Origin of the sequence: Azorhizobium oxalatiphilum, from assembly GCF_014635325.1 — a bacterium.
GTDB lineage: Bacteria > Pseudomonadota > Alphaproteobacteria > Rhizobiales > Xanthobacteraceae > Azorhizobium > Azorhizobium oxalatiphilum.
In genome coordinates this window covers 558785-578324 of the sequence record NZ_BMCT01000001.1, presented here as the reverse complement: position 1 = coordinate 578324, position 19540 = coordinate 558785, and the positions used below count along the sequence as shown (strand labels likewise).

General features: G+C 66.5%; 18 protein-coding genes. 7 read left to right on the top strand and 11 right to left on the bottom strand.

From position 1 onward, the window contains the following. Positions 1–27: 27 nt before the first annotated feature. Positions 28–1257, bottom strand: a complete 1230-nt coding sequence (locus IEW24_RS02640; protein WP_188575147.1) for an ArgE/DapE family deacylase — start codon at positions 1255–1257, stop codon at positions 28–30. 74 nt (positions 1258–1331) lie between these two features. Next, on the bottom strand, positions 1332–2555 hold the full coding sequence (locus IEW24_RS02635; RefSeq protein ID WP_188577283.1) for a urate hydroxylase PuuD: 1224 nt from the start codon (positions 2553–2555) through the stop codon (positions 1332–1334). 372 nt (positions 2556–2927) lie between these two features. Here IEW24_RS02635 and uraH point away from each other — a divergent pair, with 372 nt between their 5' ends. From uraH to IEW24_RS02620, 3 genes are read left to right on the top strand one after another with little or no spacing between them, the layout of a single operon-like run. Then, complete coding sequence (uraH, locus tag IEW24_RS02630) at positions 2928–3281, top strand: hydroxyisourate hydrolase (protein ID WP_188575145.1); 354 nt, start codon at positions 2928–2930, stop codon at positions 3279–3281. A gap of 7 nt (positions 3282–3288) precedes the next feature. Beyond that, on the top strand, positions 3289–4719 hold the full coding sequence (gene puuE, locus IEW24_RS02625; RefSeq protein ID WP_188575143.1) for an allantoinase PuuE: 1431 nt from the start codon (positions 3289–3291) through the stop codon (positions 4717–4719). 3 nt (positions 4720–4722) lie between these two features. Next, positions 4723–5952 carry an allantoate amidohydrolase gene (locus IEW24_RS02620; RefSeq protein WP_188575141.1) on the top strand — a complete coding sequence of 410 codons (1230 nt, stop codon included), beginning with the start codon at positions 4723–4725 and terminating at the stop codon, positions 5950–5952. Positions 5953–6271: 319 nt separating this feature from the next. Here the strand turns inward: IEW24_RS02620 and IEW24_RS02615 are convergent, their stop codons facing one another. From IEW24_RS02615 to IEW24_RS02575, 9 genes are all read right to left on the bottom strand, one after another. Beyond that, a complete protein-coding gene (locus IEW24_RS02615) occupies positions 6272–7093 on the bottom strand; it encodes a phosphodiesterase (protein ID WP_188575139.1) in 822 nt (273 codons plus the stop codon). A gap of 9 nt (positions 7094–7102) precedes the next feature. Beyond that, on the bottom strand, positions 7103–8152 hold the full coding sequence (locus tag IEW24_RS02610; RefSeq protein ID WP_188575137.1) for an ABC transporter ATP-binding protein: 1050 nt from the start codon (positions 8150–8152) through the stop codon (positions 7103–7105). 4 nt (positions 8153–8156) lie between these two features. Continuing rightward, positions 8157–8954 (bottom strand): ABC transporter permease, encoded by a 798-nt coding sequence (locus IEW24_RS02605; protein WP_188575135.1) that lies wholly within the window; start codon positions 8952–8954, stop codon positions 8157–8159. Between the two features lie 4 nt (positions 8955–8958). Beyond that, entirely contained in the window at positions 8959–9777 is an 819-nt protein-coding gene (locus tag IEW24_RS02600) for an ABC transporter permease (protein WP_188575133.1), read from the bottom strand. A gap of 83 nt (positions 9778–9860) precedes the next feature. Then, positions 9861–10883, bottom strand: coding sequence for an ABC transporter substrate-binding protein (locus tag IEW24_RS02595; RefSeq protein WP_188575131.1), 1023 nt, complete (start codon positions 10881–10883; stop codon positions 9861–9863). Next, entirely contained in the window at positions 10883–12010 is a 1128-nt protein-coding gene (locus IEW24_RS02590) for a LacI family DNA-binding transcriptional regulator (RefSeq protein WP_188575129.1), read from the bottom strand. Before IEW24_RS02590 ends, IEW24_RS02595 begins: the two co-directional genes overlap by 1 nt. A gap of 558 nt (positions 12011–12568) precedes the next feature. Further along, the gene (locus IEW24_RS02585) at positions 12569–13171 is read right to left on the bottom strand and encodes an OmpA family protein (protein ID WP_188575127.1); all 603 of its coding nucleotides are present in this window, start codon (positions 13169–13171) and stop codon (positions 12569–12571) included. 32 nt (positions 13172–13203) lie between these two features. After that, positions 13204–13632, bottom strand: coding sequence for a cysteine rich repeat-containing protein (locus tag IEW24_RS02580; RefSeq protein ID WP_188575123.1), 429 nt, complete (start codon positions 13630–13632; stop codon positions 13204–13206). Positions 13633–13754: 122 nt separating this feature from the next. Further along, entirely contained in the window at positions 13755–14063 is a 309-nt protein-coding gene (locus IEW24_RS02575) for a hypothetical protein (protein WP_188575121.1), read from the bottom strand. A gap of 282 nt (positions 14064–14345) precedes the next feature. Here IEW24_RS02575 and IEW24_RS02570 point away from each other — a divergent pair, with 282 nt between their 5' ends. The 4 genes from IEW24_RS02570 to IEW24_RS02555 all read left to right on the top strand — a co-directional run bounded on the left by IEW24_RS02570 (position 14346) and on the right by IEW24_RS02555 (position 19315). After that, the gene (locus IEW24_RS02570; RefSeq protein ID WP_188577281.1) at positions 14346–15869 is read left to right on the top strand and encodes an ABC transporter substrate-binding protein; all 1524 of its coding nucleotides are present in this window, start codon (positions 14346–14348) and stop codon (positions 15867–15869) included. An 82-nt stretch (positions 15870–15951) separates the two neighbouring features. After that, positions 15952–17466: an ABC transporter substrate-binding protein gene (locus tag IEW24_RS02565; protein WP_188575120.1), complete on the top strand. Its 1515-nt coding sequence runs from the start codon at positions 15952–15954 to the stop codon at positions 17464–17466. A 17-nt stretch (positions 17467–17483) separates the two neighbouring features. Continuing rightward, positions 17484–18428, top strand: a complete 945-nt coding sequence (locus IEW24_RS02560) for an ABC transporter permease (RefSeq protein ID WP_188575118.1) — start codon at positions 17484–17486, stop codon at positions 18426–18428. After that, positions 18425–19315 carry an ABC transporter permease gene (locus IEW24_RS02555; RefSeq protein WP_188575116.1) on the top strand — a complete coding sequence of 297 codons (891 nt, stop codon included), beginning with the start codon at positions 18425–18427 and terminating at the stop codon, positions 19313–19315. Before IEW24_RS02560 ends, IEW24_RS02555 begins: the two co-directional genes overlap by 4 nt. The last annotated feature ends 225 nt before the right edge of the window (positions 19316–19540 follow it).

Sequence of the window (19540 nt, the reverse complement as noted above, 5' to 3'; positions counted from 1 at the left end):
CTTTTCAGATCAGCAACTTGATCGCGCTCAGCCGAGCAGTTCGGCCAGCGTCAGCGTCACCACCTCGGTGGCGAGCTTGAGGTCGGAGAGGCGCAGCTTCTCGTCGGCGCGATGGCCGTTGGCCTCCTCGATGGTGCGCGGGCCCGCGCCATAGAGGACCACGGGAATGCCGGCTTCCGCATAGAGGCGGGCATCCGTATAGAGCGGCACGCCATTGGTGGAGACCTTCTCGCCGATAACGCTTTCCGCGTTGCGGCAGAGGATGGCGGCGATGCGCAGGCTCTCCTCGCTCGCCACCAGCGGGCGGGCGATCAGGATGCGGCGGATCTCCACCGAGGCGCCGGGATAGGACGAAACCGCCTTCTCGATCAGGGCCTTGACCTCGGCCTCCACCGCCTCCGGCTGCTCCTCCGGCACGATGCGGCGGTCGAGGCGCAGGGTGATGCGGTCGGGCACCACATTGGTGTTGATGCCGCCCGAGATCAGGCCCACCGTGATCTGCGGCGAACCGATGCCCTTGGTGGGCGAGACCTTGGCCTGCAAGGATTCGCGATAGGCATAGATGGCCTCCAGCACCTTGGTGGTGGCAGCCAGCGCATCGACGCCCGTATGCGGCAGGGCCGCATGGGCGGACTTGCCCTTCACTTCCACTTCCAGATGCAGGCAGCCGTTGTGGGCGATCACGACGGCATAGGAGAAGCCGGCGGAAATCACCGCGTCCGGCTTGGTGATCTTCTCGGACAGGATCCAGCCCGGGCCGACCTCGCCGCCGATCTCCTCGTCATAGGTAAAGTGCAGTTCCACCGTGCCCTTCAGCGGCAGCCCGGAGCGCTTTAATGCATCCAGAGCAAAGGCATAGGTGGCGAAATCGGACTTGGAAACGGCGGCGCCGCGCCCATACATCACGCCATCCACCACGGCCGCGCCATAGGGATCCTGCGACCAGCCCTCGCCGGGGGGCACCACGTCGCCATGGGCGTTGAGGGCGATCACCGGGCCGTCGCCGAAGCGGTGACGGACGATGAGATTGGTCACGCTCACCATGCCGGCGGCCTTCACCGGGCCGTCGGGAACCACATGGCGCTCCACCTCGAAACCCAGCTGTTCCAACAGTTCGGCGGCGCGGGTGGCGTGCGGGGTGCAGTCGCCGGCCGGGTTGTCGGAGGGCACCTTCACCAGCTCGGCGAGGAAGCGCTGCTGCTCTTCGGTGCGTTCATCGAGGAGGGCGCGCAGGCGCGCGGGATCAAGGCTGGTCATGGTTTTCGGTCTTCCCTCATTGGTGGGGATGGGCATGGCCCCGAAGGCCGGCAACGTCAAGCGCAAGGCCGCTTTCAGCGGGCCGTCGCCCACGCTTTCAGGGCCGCGCGCTCCTCGGGCGTGATCTCGGTGATGTTGTTGGGCGGCATGGCGTGCGTCAGCACGGACTGCATGAGAATCAAGGACTTGTTGCGTTCCATCGCCGCCGGCGTGTCCAGCAGGATGCCGCGCGGGGCGGTGGCGATGCCCTCATAGACCGGCTCGGCGGTGTGGCACATGGAGCAGCGGCCCATCACCACGTCCTGTACTTGCGGGGGCACCTCCACAACTGGGGCGGGTGCTGCTTCTGCTGTACTGACGAGGGCGGGCAGGCCCAGAGCGAGGCGCCCCTGCGGGGTGGTAGTGAGGCAGAGGGCGATGGCGGCGATGAGGCAGGCGAAAGCAACGCCCCAGCACCACCACGCATTGCCATGTCCCGCATGGCGGCGATTGTAGAAGACCCTCACCACCGCGCCGCCGATCAGCGCAAGGGCGACGATGACGAAGGCATAGGGCGTGGAATAGGTGATGGGATAATGGTTCGACATCATCAGGAAGATGACGGGCAGGGTGAAGTAATTGTTGTGCGAGGACCGCAGCTTGCCGATCTTGCCATACTTCGGATCCGGCTCCTGCCCGGCCTTGAGCGCCGCCACCACCTTGCGCTGGTTGGGCTGGATGATGAGGAAGACGTTGGCGGTCATAATGGTCGCCATCACCGCGCCGGTATGGACGAAGGCGCCGCGCGGGGAGAAAACGTTCTGGAAAAACAAGGCCATGCCGACCACGAACACGAACACCACGATGCCCACGTACAGATCGCTCCTGCCCAGAGGCGAGCGGCAGACGAGATCGTAGAAGATCCAGCCGAACGCAATGCCGCCGGCGCCGATCCCGAAGGCCTGCCAGGGGGTTAGGGCCAGAACGGCGGGATCGATGAGGAACAGGGTGGCCTGATAGTAATAGGTCCACACAAGTAACAGGGCGCCGGTGATCCAGGTAAAATAGCTCTCCCACTTGTGCCAGATCAGGTGATCGGGCAGGAATTCAGGCGCCACAAGGTATTTCTTGACCTGATAAAAGCCGCCGCCATGGACTTCCCAGGCTTCCCCGCCCTTTCCCGCAGGTATTTGCGGGGTGGGCCGCAGCGCGGCGTCGAGGTGCATGAAGTAGAAGGAGGCGCCGATCCAGGCCATGCCGGCGACGATATGAGCCCAGCGCAGGAGCAGACTGCCGAATTCGTGCAGGATGGGTTCCAGCAAAGCGGGTTCCATGACGCGCGGGCCCTCGATGGTACAAATGCCGGCGCAGTCTAACGGACAGTCCCCGATGGCACATCCTTGGCCACGGAACGGCACACAGGCCAATTTGCCTCAAAAACAGCCTTCCAGATCTTGATACGCCTCGTTTTGTACCATCGCGCACCCGGAACATGATCCGAGCATGTTCACGCGATGGCACAAAGCCTCGCCATCAGCGCCGCGTCCATGGCAAGCGGTGGCACATTCGCTCTCCTGCGATGCCCTATTTTCCGGCACGCACCCCACCTCCTTCTCATGCGATATGTTCGATAAAAGAAACAGGAGCGCCTGCGGTTCTGCCGACAGGCCGGAGTTGGCTCGGAGGGGAAGATGGGGCGTCTGTCCACGCATGTGCTCGATACGGTGTCCGGGCGGCCCGCCGCCGGAGTGGCGCTGGAGCTGTTCGCCATCGATGCGGATGGCAACCGGCGCTTCATCACCGGCACCGTGACCAATGCGGACGGCCGCACCGACGCCCCCCTCATGGCCGGCGATGATTATCACCCCGGCACCTATGAGATCGTCTTCCACATGGGCGCCTATTTCCGCGCCTCCGGGGCGAAGACCGCCGAGCCGCCCTTCCTCGACCTCGTGCCGCTGCGCTTCACGGTGAGCGAGGACGGGCACTACCATGTGCCCCTGCTCTGCTCCCCGTGGGCCTATTCCACCTATCGCGGCTCCTGAGGCTGAGATGACCGACAGCACGCCCTATCCCCGCGACCTCATCGGCTATGGCCGCAACCCGCCCCATCCCCGCTGGCCGGGCGAGGCGCGGATCGCAATTCAGTTCGTGATCAATTACGAGGAAGGCGCCGAGCGCTGCCTGCTCCATGGCGATGGCGAATCCGAAGCCTTCCTCTCGGATATTTCCGGTGCCCAGCCCTGGCCCGGCCAGCGGCACATGAACATGGAGTCCATCTACGAGTTCGGCGCCCGCGCCGGCTTCTGGCGGCTCCACCGCATGTTCACCGCGCGCAACATGCCGGTGACGGTGTTCGGCGTCGCCAAGGCGCTGGAGCGCAATCCGGAGGCGGTTGCCGCTATGAACGAGGCCGGTTGGGAGATCGCCAGCCACGGTTTGCGCTGGATCGACTATCGCAACTTTTCCGAAGCGGATGAGCGCGCGCATATTGCCGAAGCCGTGCGCATCCAGACGGAAGTGGCCGGCAGCCGGCCGCTCGGTTTCTATCAGGGCCGTACGGGCGAAAACACGCTGCCGCTCACCATGGCGGAAGGCGGCTTCCTCTATTCCGCCGACACCTATGCCGACGAGCTGCCCTATTGGGTGGAGGGCCCGCAGGGACCGTTCCTCATGGTGCCCTATACGCTCGAAGCCAATGACATGCGCTTCGCCATCCCCGAGGGCTATGCCTCGGGCGACGACTTCTTCGCCTATCTGCGCGACAGCTTCGACCTGCTCTATGCGGAAGGCGAGACGGCCCCGCGCATGCTCTCCGTGGGTCTGCACTGCCGGCTCGTGGGCCGGCCCGGCCGGGCGCAGGCGCTCGCCCGCTTCCTCGACCATATCGCCGCGCATGAGAATGTCTGGGTGACGACGCGCCTCGACATCGCCCGCCACTGGATCGCCAACCATCCCCCGAAGGGCGGCTATGTGCCGAGCCGCATGTCGCGGCCTTTGTTCATGGAGCGGTTCGGCGGCATCATCGAGCATTCGCCCTTCATCGCCGCCGCCGTCTATGACGCCGGCCTCACCCCCGCCCACGACACCGCCGAGGGGCTGCGGGACGCGCTTCTCGCCGTGCTCAATGCGGCGTCCGTGGAGCAGCAGTTGGCCGTCATCAACCAGCATCCGGATCTGGCCGGACGGCTTGCGGCGGCGAAGATGCTGACGGCGGACTCAACGGAAGAACAATCCTCCGCCGGGCTCGACAGCCTCACCGAGGAGGAGAAGGCCCGCTTCACGGTTCTCAACGCGGATTATGTGGTGAAGTTCGGCTTCGTCTTCATCATGGCCGTGCGTGGCGCGAAGAAGGATGAGATCATCGCCGCTTTCGAGCGCCGCCTCACCAACACGCCGGACGAGGAGCGGAAGGAGGCGCTGGCCCAGATCGCCCGCATCTGCCTGATGCGCCTCCAGCAGATCCTGCCCTCGGCGGCCTGACGCATGTCCCACGCCCCCCTTTCCGCCACTGCCCTTCAGGTCCGCCTTGAAGCGCTGGCGCGCTTCACCGACGTGCCGGGCGAGATGACCCGCCTCACCCTCTCCCCCGCCCATAAGGCGGCGGCGGGCGAGGTGGCGCGCTGGTTCGCGGCCGCCGGCATGGCGGTGCATCTGGACGCCACCGGCTCGGTGGTGGGGCGCTATGAGGGCACGCGCCCGGATGCGCCAGCGTTGATCATTGGCTCACATATCGACACCGTGCGCAATGCCGGCATCTATGACGGCAATCTCGGCGTGGTGGTGGGTCTGGCGGTGGTGGAGGAACTCAACCGCACCAATACCCGCCTGCCCTTCCCCATCGAGGTGTTCGCTTTCGCGGATGAGGAAGGCGTGCGTTTTCCCTCAACGCTGACCTCCTCGCGCGCGCTGGCCGGGCGCTTCGACCCCGCAACGCTGGAGCATCGGGATGCGGACGGCATCAGCCGCCGGGAGGCGCTGATCGCCTTCGGGGTCGATCCCGCCGCCATTGCCACCGCCAGCCGCGCAGAAGACGCGCGCGCTTATGTGGAGGTGCATATCGAGCAGGGGCCGGTGCTGGAAAAGCTCGGCCTGCCGCTTGGCATCGTCACCGCGATCGCGGGGGCGACGCGCGCTCAGGTGCGGGTGAGTGGTGAGGCCGGCCATTCCGGCACCCTGCCCATGGAGCTGCGGCACGACGCTCTGGCCGGCGCCGCCGAGATGGTGCTGGCGGCGGAAAAGCGCGCACAGGGCGAGCCGGGGCTGGTGGCCACCGTGGGCACGCTTTCCATGCCCGGCGGGGCGGTGAACGTGGTGCCGGGGGCGGTGCAGTTCTCGCTGGATGTGCGGGCGCCGGACGATCCCCAGCGCAACCGCGCCTTCGCGGACATCGAGGCGCGCTGCCGCGAGATCGCCGCCGCGCGGGGGCTCTGCGTGACGCTGGAGGTGGGTTATGACGCAGCCGCCGCGCCCTGCGATGCGGGCCTTCAGGCGGCGCTGGCCGAGGCGGTGGCGGATGTGGGGGCGCCCGTGCATCATCTGCCCTCGGGCGCGGGGCACGACGGGCTGTCGCTCAATGGCGTGATGCCCATTGCCATGCTGTTCGTGCGGTCAACGAACGGCAGCCACAATCCGCGCGAGCATGCGGCGGCGGATGACATCGCGCTGGCTGCTCAGGCGCTGCATGCGTGTGTGCTGTGGCTGGCGGCTGCCTAGAGCGTTTCATCGTTTCATGGAAACGCTGAAACGCTCCAAGTCTTTGATAGAGAATGTCTTTCGACTTGGATTGCGGAGCAATCAAAGCCGGACATGCTCTAGACGTCACGCCAAACCCTTCAGGCGCAGCACGAAGCCCTCTCCCGCTTGCGGGGGAGGGTTGGGAGGGGGCGCCGCCGCAGGCGGCGGGAACGGGCGCCACACGCGCCGTCCCCCTCCATCATGAGTCCGTTCCGCTCCTGCCCCCTCCCCAGCCCTCCCCCGCAAGCGGGAGAGGGGGGTTGTTGCGAGAGGTGGAGAAGGCGCGCCCCGCCGCGCCTCAGCCCATCAGGCGGTTCGAGGTGTCGAAGAAGGGATAGGGGCCGTCATAGGGGCTGACGAAGCAGGTGTGCGACACCACGCGGCCCGGCTCATACAGATGCAGGCTCACCGCCGGCGGCTCCATGTGGAAGCTGGCCGGTGCGTCCTTCGCCAGAGCAAAGCTCACCGCATGGGCGGTGGACGGCGCGATGCGGCAGGGGCGGCCGGCGAAATTGGTGACGATGGTGCGATGGACATGGCCGCACCACACGCCGAGCACATGGGCATGGCGCGCGATCACGGTCTCGAACGCCGCGGCATCCTTGAGGTTCTGCGCGTCCATGTGCCGGATGCCGGTGAGGAACGGCGGGTGATGCAGCGCCACCACCGTGTCACGGCGCGACTTCATCAACTGGCGGTCGAGCCATTCCAGCGTCTCCGGGCCCAGCTCGCCATGGGGCTTCTTCGGCACGCTGCTGTCGAGCATGATGATGCGCAGCGGCAGCTCTTCCACCACGTAGTTCACCTTGCCATCCGGCTTGCCGCCGGTGCGGGCGACGATCTGCGGAAAAGCCTCGCGCACGCCCACGGAGCTGTCGTGATTGCCCGGAATCACATGTACCGGCAAATCGAGCGGCTCCATGATGGAGCGGAAGCGGGCATATTCTTCCAGTTGATCGAAATCGGTCAGGTCGCCGGTGACGACCACCGCGTCGGGCCGTTGCGGCAAGGCGCGGAGCCAGGCAACCGCCCGTTCCAGATAGGCGGACGAGTCCACCACGCCGTAAGCCAGCTTGCCGGGAATGCGGATATGGGTATCGGTCAGTTGCGCAATCAGCATCGGTTCAACTCACACCAGAACAAAACGGGCAGGATCGAGCACGAGGCCCACATCGTCACCCACCACAAGAACGGCATCGGCTGCCGCTTCTACCACGAGACGGCCGCCATCGGCGGCGCCCAGCTGAACACGCTGGCGCGCCCCCTGGAAATGCACCTGTTCCACGCGAAAGCGCAACCCTGAGTCTCCAGCCCCGCACAGAACCGCCGTTTCAGGGCGGAAAGCGAGGCTCGCCGTGGCCCGATCCGGCCCCGCCACCGCGATGCTGCCCGCTGCCGTCTCGAACCGCCCGCCCCGCACCGCGCCCTCGAGCCGGTTGGTGACGCCGACGAAGGAAGCGACGAAGTCATCCGCCGGCCGGAAGTAGATATCCCGTGGCGACCCGATCTGCGCGATGGCGCCATGCCGCATCACCACGATGCGATCGCCCAGCGCCAGCGCCTCGGCCTGATCGTGGGTCACATAGATGGCGGTGATGGCGAGGCGGCGCAGCAGGCCGTCGATCTCGGCGCGCAGATGATCGCGCAGCGCCGCGTCGAGCGCGGTGAGCGGCTCGTCCAGCAGGATGACGCGCGGCCGCACGGCGAGCGCGCGGGCGAGCGCCACGCGCTGGCGCTGGCCGCCGGAGAGCTGGTCGATGCGGCGCTCGGCGAGCTGGTCGATGCGCATCATCTCCAGCACCTCGGCCGCGCGGGCGAGGCGCTCCTTCTTCGCCACCCCGCGCACCCGCAGGCCATAGGCCACGTTCTCGATGACGCTCATGTTGGGGAACAAAGCGTAGGACTGGAACACCATGCCCACATTGCGCTTCTCGATGGGAAGCTGGGTCACGTCCTGCCCGTCGAACAGCACTTTTCCGCCCGCATCCGGGCTTTCGAGGCCGGCGATGATGCGCAGCGTTGTGGTCTTGCCGCAGCCGGAGGGGCCGAGCAGGACGATGGTCTCGCCGGGCGTGATCTGCAAGTCCAGCGGCTCCAGCGCGCAGGTGCCATCGGGGAAGGTCTTGCCGCAGCCGGACAGGGTGATGGCGGCGCCGGTGGGCGCGGGGGTGTCGGTCACGGGATCATTTCCGCTTCTTCGCCCGCTTCTCGCCACCCATGATCTGGATGGCAATGAGCAAGGGCACAATCATCAGGAAGAAGACCAGCGTGTAGGCGCTGGCGATTTCGAGCCGCATGGAGGCGTAGCTGTCGGCAAGGCCCACGGGCAATGTCTGGGTGAGCGGGGTGTGCAGCATCCAGGTGAGGTTGAACTCGCCGATGGAGAGCGTGACCACCATGAGCGAGCCGGCCAGGATGCCGGGGCGCGCATTGGGCACCACCACCTGGATGAAGCGCTGCCACGGCGAGGCGCCCAGACTCGCGGCACCCTCCTCCAGCGTGCGCACGTCGATGGCGGCAAGCACCGCCATCACCGAGCGCAGCATGAAGGGCAGCGTGTAGAGCACATGCCCAACAAGAATGAAGGCCACGCTGGCGCGGAACTCGCGGATGCCGCCATAGGCGAGGATGAGGCCCAGCGCGAGGGCAAGGCCGGGGATGGCGACGGGCAGCGTCACCACCTCCTCCACGAGGCGCGACAGGCGGCCCGGCTTGCGGGCCAGCGCCCAGCCGGCGGGCACGCCGATGAGGAGCGTGACGCCGAGCGTTGCCAACGCCAGCAGGATGGAGCGCAGGATGGTGGGCGCATAGAGCCCCCACACCTGCGCCACCCAGTCCAGCGTGAGGCCGGAGCGCAGGCCCTGAAAATAGTTCACCGTCAGGCCGGCGAGGATGGACTGGGCCGCCGGCACCACCAGAAAGGCGGCCGCCAGCAGCGTGACGAGAAGCTGGAGGGCGAAGACGAGAGGGGAGCGCTGCATGGCTTCAGCCCGCCGCCGCCACGCGGTCGCCCGCGAAATTGCGCGTCAGCGCCAACACGCCCCAGGTGATGAGGCCAAGCGCGATGGACAGCGCCGCGGCGCTGGCGAAATTCGCCGAGAGCGTGAACTCCGTATAGATGGTCATGGCCAGCACATCGATGCGGGTGGCGAGCGTGAAGGCCGTGCCGAACGCGCCCATGGCGGTGGCGAATGCGATGGCGCCCGAAGCCATGAGCGAGGGGCCGATGCCGGGCAGGATCACATCGCGCAGCACCTGCGCGCGGCTGGCGCCCAGCGAACGGGCGGCCTCCTCCAGCGACGGATCGAGTTTTTCGACCGCCGCCAGCAGCGTGACCATGACGCGCGGCAGGGAGAAATAGACATAGCCCGCGAACAGGCCGGCCATGGAATAGGCGAACACCATGCGCCCCATGCCCAGCGACTGCGAGATGGAGCCGATGAGCCCCTGCCGGCCGGCGAGCAGGATGATCATGAAGCCCACCACCACGCCAGGAAAGGCCAGCGGCAAGGTGAGCATGGCGATGAGCGCCTTCTGGCCGGGAAAGCGGTTGCGGCCGAGGAACAACGCCACCACCACGCCGATGGCCAGCGTCGCCAGCGTGGCGGTGGCGGACAGCAGCAAAGTGGCGATCAGCGTTCCGAAATGGCGCGGATTGGTGATGAGCACGAGATATTCGGCAAGCCCGTTCGGCCCGCTGCCGGCGACCGCCACGAGGCGCACCATGGGCAGCAGGAAGAAGGCCAGGACGAAGGCGCCCAGCGGGATGAGGAACAGTTTGGCCAGACGGTCGGCGCTGGGCATGGCTTTCACTTCAAGGAGGACCGCCGCGCCGGGAGGGCGCGGCGGGAACTGCTGAGTTTCAGGTCAATGGAAGGCTGCGCGCCTCACTTGACCTCGGACAGATACTTCTCACCGAAGCCCTTCTGCACGGCTTCCATCTTGCCGTAGTCCACGGCCTTGGCGCGGGCATAGTCGGAGGCGGGCAGGAAGCGGTCCGCGATCTCCTTCGGCAGCTCCACATTGCGCGCCGGGCGCAGATAGGCCTTCGCCCACATGGCCTGCCCCTTGTCGGAGAGCACGTAGTCGAGGACCTTCTTCGCCGCTTCCGGGTGCGGGTCGTTCTGCACCATGGTCATCACGTAAGGCACCGCCACCGTGCCCTCGCAGGGCAGCACGAAGGCGAAGTTGCCCTTCTCGGTGTATTTGGCGCGATAGGCGTTGAAGTCATAGTCCAGCAGGATCGGGATCTCGCCGGAAACCACGCGGGCGTAAGCGGTCTGCTTGGGCACGATGGGCTGGTTGGCCTGCAGCTTCTTGAACCACTCCAGCGCCGGGGTGAAATTGTCCAGCGTGCCGCCGAGGCCGGTGTTCACCGCCACCGCGCCCACATAGCCCACGAAGGCGCTGGAGGGGTCGAGATAGCCCACCATGCCCTTGTATTCGGGCTTCAGCAGATCGGCCCAGCAGGCCGGCACCGGCGCGCCGCCCAGCGCATCCTTGTTCACCATCAGGCCCAGCGTGCCGGAATGGATGGAGAACCAGTGGCCGTCGGCATCCTTCAGGCCGGCGGGGATCTCGTCGAAATGCTTGGGCTTGTAGGCCTGGGTGAGGCCCGCATCCTTCATCTTGATGCCGAAGGTGACGCCCACATAGGCCACATCCGCCACCGGGCTCGCCTTCTCGGCGATGATCTGGGCCATGGCCTGGCCGGAATTCTTGTTGTCGCCGGGCATGTCCACGCCGGTATCGGCCTTGATGGCCTTCAGCATGGAGGCCCAGTCCGCCCATTCCGGCGGGCAGTTGTAGCAGATGGCGTCCGCAGCCTTGGCGGCCGGGGCGAAGCCGAAAGATGAGCCGATGGTCAGCAGACCGGCGGCAAGCAGCGTGGAGGCGAGAAGGGACTTCATCACAGAGCCTTTCGTGAGGCAGAGGGACGGGAAACGCTGGCGGTTTGTGCCGGCCGCTTGCCGCGCGCGGGCGCGGGGACGGCTTCTGGTTCGGAAAGGGAGAGTTCGGAAAGGCTGGGCGCCGGGGCGAGCGTGCCCCCGGTGCGCAGTTCGAAGGGCAGATGCTCCACCGTGCGGCTGCCCTGCCCTTCGATGAGGGCGAACAGCCGCTCCACCGCCCGCTCGCCCATGCGGCGGGTGGGCTGGTCCACGGTGGCGAGCGCGGGCGAGACGAGGCGACCGATGGCGATGCCGTCGAAGCCCGCCACCGAGACATCGCCCGGCACGCAAAGCCCCATCTCGCGCAAGGCGGCGATGACGGAAAGGGCCAGCAGATCGTTGGAGCAGATGATGCCGGTGGGCCGCGCCGGGCCCGCGAGCAGCCCTTCCAGCGCCGCCCGGTGGGCGGCGGCATCGGCCAGATAGTCCAGCTCCAGCACCGGCTCGGGCGAAAGGCCCGCGACGCCCATGGCGGCGAGATAGCCCTGATGGCGCAGGCGCGAGCGGTCGGAGGTGGAGAAGCGGCCGGCGATGAACAGCACGCGGCGGTGGCCGGCGGCCAGAAACGCCTCGGTCAACGCGCGGCTGGCGGCGCCATTGTCCACGGTGACGGCGGCGCGCTCGGCCTGCGTCGGCTCGTTATAGACGAGCACATAGGGGATGGCCTCGGCGTCCAGAAGATCGAGGGTGGCGTTGGCGTCGGGATCGGCGACGGTCAGCACGAGGCCGGCCACGCTCTGGGCCACAAGGGCGGAGACGATCTCGCGCTCGCGCTCCGGCTCGTAATCGGTGGCGGTGAGCAGCGGCGTGTGCCCGCGCCCGCGTGCCTCGGCCTCGATTCCGGCTACTGAGCCAGCGAACACCGGATTGGTGAGGCTGGGAATGACCACGCCGATGGTGCGGGCGCGCAGCGTCTTCAGCGAGCGGCCGATCTCGCTGGGCCGGAAGCCCAGTTCGGCCACCGCCGCGCGGACCCGCGCCTCCACCTGCGCGCTCGCCCGGGCGCTGCCGTTGAGCACGCGGCTGACCGTGGCGATGGAGCAGCCGGCGCGTTCGGCGACGGTGCGGATGGTGACGGGACGGGGCAAGGGCGACCTGCGCTGGAAGACTGTGAGACGGCTCTGAAACCGTTTTCACGAATTTGATAGCGGGGCCGTGCAACAGCTCTGTGACAGGGGATGACGGGGTGTGGGGATGGCGGTGGGAATGGCGGTGGGGATGGGGGTGGGGCTGCGGGCTGGAGAGCGAGGGGCTGGAGCGCGAGGCTTGGAATGTGCGCGACGCAAAGCCCTCTCCCGCTTGCGGGGGAGGGTTGGGAGGGGGCGCCGCCACAGGCGGCGTGAGCCTCGCGTTGCGCCTAACCCATCCCGTGGGAATATCCGATATGGCCCGCCCCTGCCCCCTCCCTAGCCCTCCCCCGCAGCGGGAGAGGGGACATGCCGCGCTTTAGGATAGATGGCGTTCTGTCAGATGGCCTTCTGTCAGATGGCGTTCTGCCGACAGGGAGCGCCGAACGGGAATACGGGCGCACCGGCCCCGGCCCCTCACCCGCCCATAAAAAACGCCGCCCCTTTCGGGACGGCGCGAAGTGAGGTCACTGCATCTACAATGCGCGACAAGCGATCCGGTTCCCGGACCGGCAAATTTTACCGCTTGAGCGGGCCGACGTTGAAGATCTGCACCCGGCGGTTCACCGGGGACTCAGGGTTCTTCGTGTCCTGCAACGCTTCCTCGCCAAGCCCCACGGCCTCAAGCCGCGCCGGATTTATGTTGAAGGTGGTGGTCAGGGCTTCCAGCACCGCATCCGCCCGCTCCTGCGACAGCTTGAGATTGATCTCGCGCGTGCCGGTGGTGTCGGTGTTGCCGGTGATGATGAACTTGTAGCCCTGCAGCACGGGATTATGCAGCGCATCGGCGATGGAGCCGATGGTGGCATAGCTCTCCGGCAGGATGATCGCCGAATTCAGCTTGAACTGAATCTGCACATTGATCTGCGCCAGCTTGTCGAGCTGGATGGCCAGCGGCGGGCGCTGGGAAGCCGGGCCGGAATACATGGTCGCGTGATCGAGCGCCGCCTGACGCAGGCTGGCGGCCGTGACCACAGGCGCGTCGGCGGCCAGATTCTGCAGCCCCTGCACGATCTGCGCATTGGACAGATCGGTCTGGGCGGAGGCGGGCGCCGCCAGCGGCGCGGAAAGCGTGAGAGCGAGCGCTGCAACGAGCCCGCCACGGAGCATCAACGACGTCATCGGTGTCGTCCTTCCTGTTCGGGTGCGAGGGCTCAGCGCCAGCCGGCGTCGGTGATGGTCTGGTTGCAGGCCTTGCTCACCGCCTTGGAGGCATCCACGAGGCAGGTGATGAGGTTGCCATCGCCGGGCACGACGCCCTGGCAGAGGCGCGCCGCATCGGCATTGCACACCTTGAAGATGGCCTGCTGGGCCATGGTGCGCTTGGCGATGGAGGCCTTGGCCGTGGCAAAGTCCGCCTTGCACTTGGCGCTGACCTTGCTGGCATTGGCGTCCAGGCAGCCAAGGATCTTGCCGCCGCCGAGATTGGCATTGGCGCAATACTTCATGATGTCGGGGCCACAGCTCTTGGCCAGCATCGCGCCGGCCTGCTGGTAGCTCATGGTCTGCGCCTGCGCGCCCGTGGTGGCCGAAGCCGCGAGGGCGATCAGCCCCGCGCCCAGCAGGAAACCGAGTTTCTTCATGCGTCTTTCCCCGCCCTGATGAAGCCGCCCCTGATGTATCGCCTGCCCGAGAGGCACGCGATGTCGAAACTTGACCTTAGCTGACGCGGCGCAACCGGCCCGCGCGGCCTTCCAACCTGCTCCTACTTGTCCGGCAGCAGCATGATGGCGACGCCCATCTGCACGCTGGAGAAGGTGCAGCCCATGGCGAAGGTGAGGATGCCCGCCGCCAGCACGCCATCGGGCGAGGCCAGCATGAGCGTGCGCAGCCCCTTGGCATCCAGCCCCAGCAGCGCCCCCACGAACAGTATGGCGATGCCGAAGCCGATCAGCGCATGGCGCATGAGAAAACGCACCAGCCACGGCAGGCGATCGCCCGGTGCAGCACCCAGAGGCGCACGAGGGTGCCGGGGAGATTGAACGGACCATTGAATGGGTGGGCGCTCGGACATGGCGGTCCTCCGCTACCTTGGGCGAACCCTGCGGTACGCCCCTGCTCCGCATGCTTTCACACCGGGCGCACTGGCGCAAGAATTGGCAGAATGGCGCTCTGTTGGTGTGCAAACATGCCCGGCCGATGACCGCCACCGTGCCCGCTCAAGACTGGCCCCGGCATTGCATACAATTCTTTCCGACCGTGCCGGTATGCCTGTGGCGTGCCATGCGCGTCCACGCCTTCCGAAACCGGCCCCAAGCCGGCACCGCCGGCAGCCTAAAAGGACGATCCCATGTTGATGCGCGCCTTGTGGACACCATGGAAGCGAACGCTGGCGAGCCTTGCTCTCGCCACCGGCCTCGCCGCAGCGCTCGCCCCGGCCGCGGGCGCCCAGACCCTGCGCTTCGGCCTGATGGAAGACCCCGATGCGCTCGACCCGACGCTGGCGCGCACCTTCTCGGGCCGCATGGTGTTCGCGGCGCTGTGCGACAAGCTGGTGGATATCGACGCCAAGCTCAACATCGTGCCCCAGCTCGCCACCTCCTGGGCCTGGTCCGACGACCAGAAGAGCCTGACCCTGAAGATCCGCGACGGCGTGCTGTTTCAGGATGGCGAGAAGCTGGATGCGGAAGCGGTGAAGTTCAATCTTGAGCGCCATCTCAAGATGCAGGGTTCGCAGCGGCGCGGCGAGATCTCCGCCATCGACACGGTGGAGGTGGTGGACCCGCTGACCGTGAAGATCAATCTGAAGACGCCGTTCGCGCCCCTGCTGGCGCAGTTCACCGACCGCGCCGGCATGATGGTCTCGCCCAAGGCCGCGCAGGCGCTGGGTGAGAAGTTCGCCACCGCGCCGGTGTGCGCCGGCCCCTTCAAGTTCGTGGAGCGGGTGGCGCAGGACCGCATCGTGGTCGAGGCCTTCGACAAATACTGGAACAAGGACAACATCTTCCTGAAGCGCATCGAGTTCAAGGTGATCCCGGACACCACGGTGCGTCTCACCAACCTGCGCTCGGGCCAGCTCGATCTTCTGGAGCGCCTCGCCCCCACCGACCTGCCGCAGGTGCAGGGTGATTCAAAGCTCAAGGTGGGCAATGCCTATGAGCTGGGCTACCAGACCCTGCTGATCAACCTCTCCAAGGACAATCCGCTCGCCAAGAATGCGAAGGTGCGCGAGGCGCTGGAGCTGTCGCTGGATCGCGAGGCGCTCAATCAGGTGGTCTATAATGGCGAGTTCCTGCCCGGCAACCAGTGGGTGAGCCCCAAGAACCCGAACTATGTGGCGGAGTTTCCCATCCCCAAGCGCGATGTGGCGAAAGCCAAGGCGCTGCTGAAGGAGGCGGGCGTCACGGGGCCGATCCCGGTGAACTTCACCATCTTCTCCGATAATCTCTCCCAGCAGTCGGCGCAGGTGATCCAGGCCATGGCCAAGGAGGCGGGCTTTGATCTGAAGATCCAGGCCACCGACTTCGGCACCGCGCTGAATTTGGCGGATTCCGGCGGCTATGACCTGATGCTCTACAACTGGAGCGGACGGCCGGATCCGGACGGCAACACCTACAACTTCCTCGCCAGCAAGGCGCCCCTGAACTATCCGCGCTACAACAGCGAGAAGGCCGATGCCGCGCTGATCGCGGAACGCCAAACCAACGATCCGGCAGCCCGCAAGGCGGCGTGGAAGGATCTGGCGGCCAATGTTCTCACCGATCGCCCGCTCATCTATCTCTTCCACCGCAAGCTGCTGTGGGCCTATTCCACCAAGCTCACCGGCTTCGGCGATTATCCCGACGGCCTCGTGCGCTTCACTGGCCTCAAGCTGAACTGACATTTGCGCCTGCCGCCCGCCCCTCATTTCGGGGCGGGCGTTCTGTTTCTTTGTGTCCATTCTTCTGGTGAGGATCTGCGTTATGTGGAAGCACACCTTTGCGGCCCTTGTTCTCGGCTGCGCCTTTGCCACTCCCCTCGCAGGCGCCGCGCAGGCCCAGACCCTGCGCTTCGGCCTGCTGGATGATCCCGATGCGCTCGATCCGGCGCTCTCGCGCGGCTACACCACCCGCATGGTGTTCGCGGCTCTCTGCGACAAGCTGGTGGACGTGGACGCCAAGCTCAACATCATTCCCCAGCTCGCCACCGAATGGACCCTTGCCGAGGACCGCAAGTCCATCACCATGAAGCTGCGCCCCGGCGTCACCTTCCATGACGGCGAAAAGTTCGACGCTGCCGCGGTGAAGTATAATCTTGAGCGCTACCAGAAGATGCCGGGCTCGCAGCGCCGCTCGGAGATCGCGGCGCTCGACACGGTGGAGGTGGTGGACCCGCTCACCGTGAAGCTCAACCTGAAGGCGCCCTCCGCGCCCTTCCTCGCCCAGCTCACCGACCGCGCCGGCATGATGGTCTCGCCCAAGGCCGCCGAAGCGCTGGGCGACAAGTTCGCCACCGGCCCGGTGTGCGCCGGCCCGTTCAAGTTCGTGGAGCGGATCGCGCAGGACCGCATCACGGTCGAGAAGTACGAGCAATACTGGAACAAGGACCAGATTTTCATCAAGCGCATCGACTTCCGCACCATTCCGGACAGCACCGTGCGCCTCACCAATCTGCGCTCCGGCCAGCTGGAGCTGATGGAGCGCCTCGCCGCCACCGATCTGCCGGACGTCAAAGCGCAGGGCAAGCTGAAGATCGGCTCAACGACGGAGCTGGGATATCAGGCCATCCTGTTCAACACCGCGAAGGAAGGCTCGGTCATCGGCAAGGACGCCCGCGTGCGGCAGGCCTTCGATCTCGCCATCGACCGCGAGGCGCTGAACCAGGTGGTGTTCAATGGCGAGAACCTGCCCGGCAACCAGTGGGTGAGCCCGCTGAACCCCAATTATGTGAAGGAATTCCCGCTGCCGAAGCGCGATATCGCCAAGGCGAAAGCGCTGCTGAAGGAGGCCGGCGTCACCCTGCCGGTGCCGGTGACATTGATGGTCTACACCACCAATGAGGGCCAGCAGGTGGGGCAGGTGGTGCAGGCCATGACCAAGGAGGCCGGCTTCGAGGTGAAGCTGCAGGCCACCGACATCGGCACCGCCCTCTCCTATGGCGATCAGGGCAATTTCGAAGCCTTCCTCTGGGCCTGGAGCGGGCGGCCGGACCCGGATGGCAACACCTACAACTTCCTCGGCTGCAAGGCCGCCATCAACTACACCCGCTTCTGCGATGTGAAGGCGCAGGCGGCCCTCGACGGCCAGCGCCTCGCCACCAGCGCCAGGGGGCGGGCCACCTCATGGCAGCACCTTGCTGAGGTCGTGCTCACCGAAAACCCCATGCTCTATCTCTACCACCGCAAGCTGCTGTGGGCCTACACGCCCAAACTCTCCGGCTTCGTGGAGGCCAATTATCCCGATGGTCTGGTGCGTTTCACCGGCCTGAAGCTCGACTGAAGGACGCCTGATCCCGCATGCTGCGTTTCTTCCTCAAACGGCTGACCACGATCATCCCCACGGTGATCCTGGCCTCCATGATCATCTTCGCCCTGCAGCAACTGCTGCCGGGCGACCCCGCCATCGCGATCAGCGGCGAGGAGAAGGATCCGGAGGTCATCGCCTTCATCCGCGAGAAGTACCATCTCAACGATCCCCTCCCCGTGCGCTACGCCTACTGGATCGGCGGCGTGCTGCAGGGGGACATGGGCGAGAGCATCCGCCTGCAGCAGCCGGTGGCGCAGCTCATCGTCTCCAAGTTTCCGGTGACGTTGCAGCTCGCCGTCATGGCCATGGCCATCGCGCTCCTCATCGGCGTGCCGCTGGGCGTGCTGTCCGCCGTCTATAACGGCAAGGCCATGGACTATGCGGCCAACATCCTCGCGCTCTGGGGGCTTTCCACGCCGAACTTCTGGCTGGGCATCATGCTCATCCTGCTGTTCTCGGTGCAGCTCGGCTGGCTGCCGGCTTCCGGCTATGTGCCGCCCACGGAGAACCTCTGGGAGAACCTGCGGGCCATGATCCTGCCCGCCTTCGTGCTGGGCAATTCCATCGCGGCGGTGATGATGCGCCACACCCGCGCCGCCATGCTTCAGGTGCTCTCCTCCGATTATGTGCGCACCGCCCGCGCCAAGGGCCTCTCGCCCCGCGCGGTGATCATCCGCCACTGCCTGCGCAATGCCTCCGTGCCGGTGATCACGCTCGGCGCGCTGGAGTTCGGCGCGCTGCTCTCGGGCGCGCTCTTAACTGAGCAGGTGTTCTCCATTCCCGGCTTCGGCAAGCTGATGGTGGATGCGGTGTTCAACCGCGACTATGCCGTGGTGCAGGGCGTGGTGCTGTGCACGGCCACCACCTACATCCTGCTCAACCTATTGGCCGACCTCGCCTACTTCCTCGTCAACCCGAAGCTGCGCCGGTCATGAGCGTCCTCTCAACTCCCGCCCCCGCCCCGTCCGCAGCCGCCCGCGAGCGCTCGCCCTTCGAGGAGGCGCTGCGCCGCCTCGTGCGCCGGCGCGGCGCCATGATCGGCCTCGCCGTGGTGGTGTTCTTCATCGCCATCGCCGTGTTCGCGCCCTATGTGGCGCCCTATGACCCCACCGCCACCAGCTGGCTGGCGGTGCGCAAGCCGCCCACATGGGAGCACCCCTTCGGCACCGACGAGGTCGGCCGCGACGTGCTCTCGCGCGTCATCTATGGCGCCCGCGCCTCGCTCTCCGCCGGCCTCGTCTCGGTGGCGCTCGCGGTCGCCATCGGTCTGCCGCTGGGCATGATCGCGGGCTATGCCGGCGGCTTCATCGAGGCAGCGCTGATGCGCCTCACCGACGCCATGCTGGCGATCCCCTTCCTCATCCTCGCCATCGCGCTCGCCGCCTTCCTTGGGCCGACGCTCACCAATGCCATGATCGCCATCGGCCTTTCGGCCACGACGATCTTCATCCGGCTCACGAGGGCGCAGGTGCAATCGGTGAAGGTGGAGGAATATGTGGAGGCGGCCCGCGCCGCCGGCGCCACGCCGCTGCGCATCGTGCTCAGGCACATCCTGCCCAACATCCTGCCCGCCATCCTCGTGCAGGCGACGCTGACCATCGCCGCCGCCATCATCGCGGAGGCCAGCCTCTCCTTCCTCGGGCTCGGTCAGCAGCCGCCCGATCCTTCGTGGGGCTCCATGCTCAACACGGCCAAAAACTTCCTCTCGCAGGCGCCGTGGATGGCGATCTGGCCGGGGCTCTCCATCTTCCTCGCCGTGCTCTCCTTCAACCTCCTTGGCGACGGCCTGCGCGATGCGCTGGACCCGCGCCACCGCAATTGAGGAGGCGATCATGAGCCATTCATCACCCAGCGTCGGCTTCCTCCCTGACGAGACAGCGCGAGGGCTGGTAAGCCCTCCCCCCTTGCGGGGGAGGGTTGGGAGGGGGGTAACGCGGCTGCTACCTGGTGGAACCGCCGCACACTGCACTCCCTCCAACAGTCGGCCAAGCGGAGCGGGCATTACCCCCCTCCCCAGCCCTCCCCCGCAAGGGGGGAGGGAGCAACC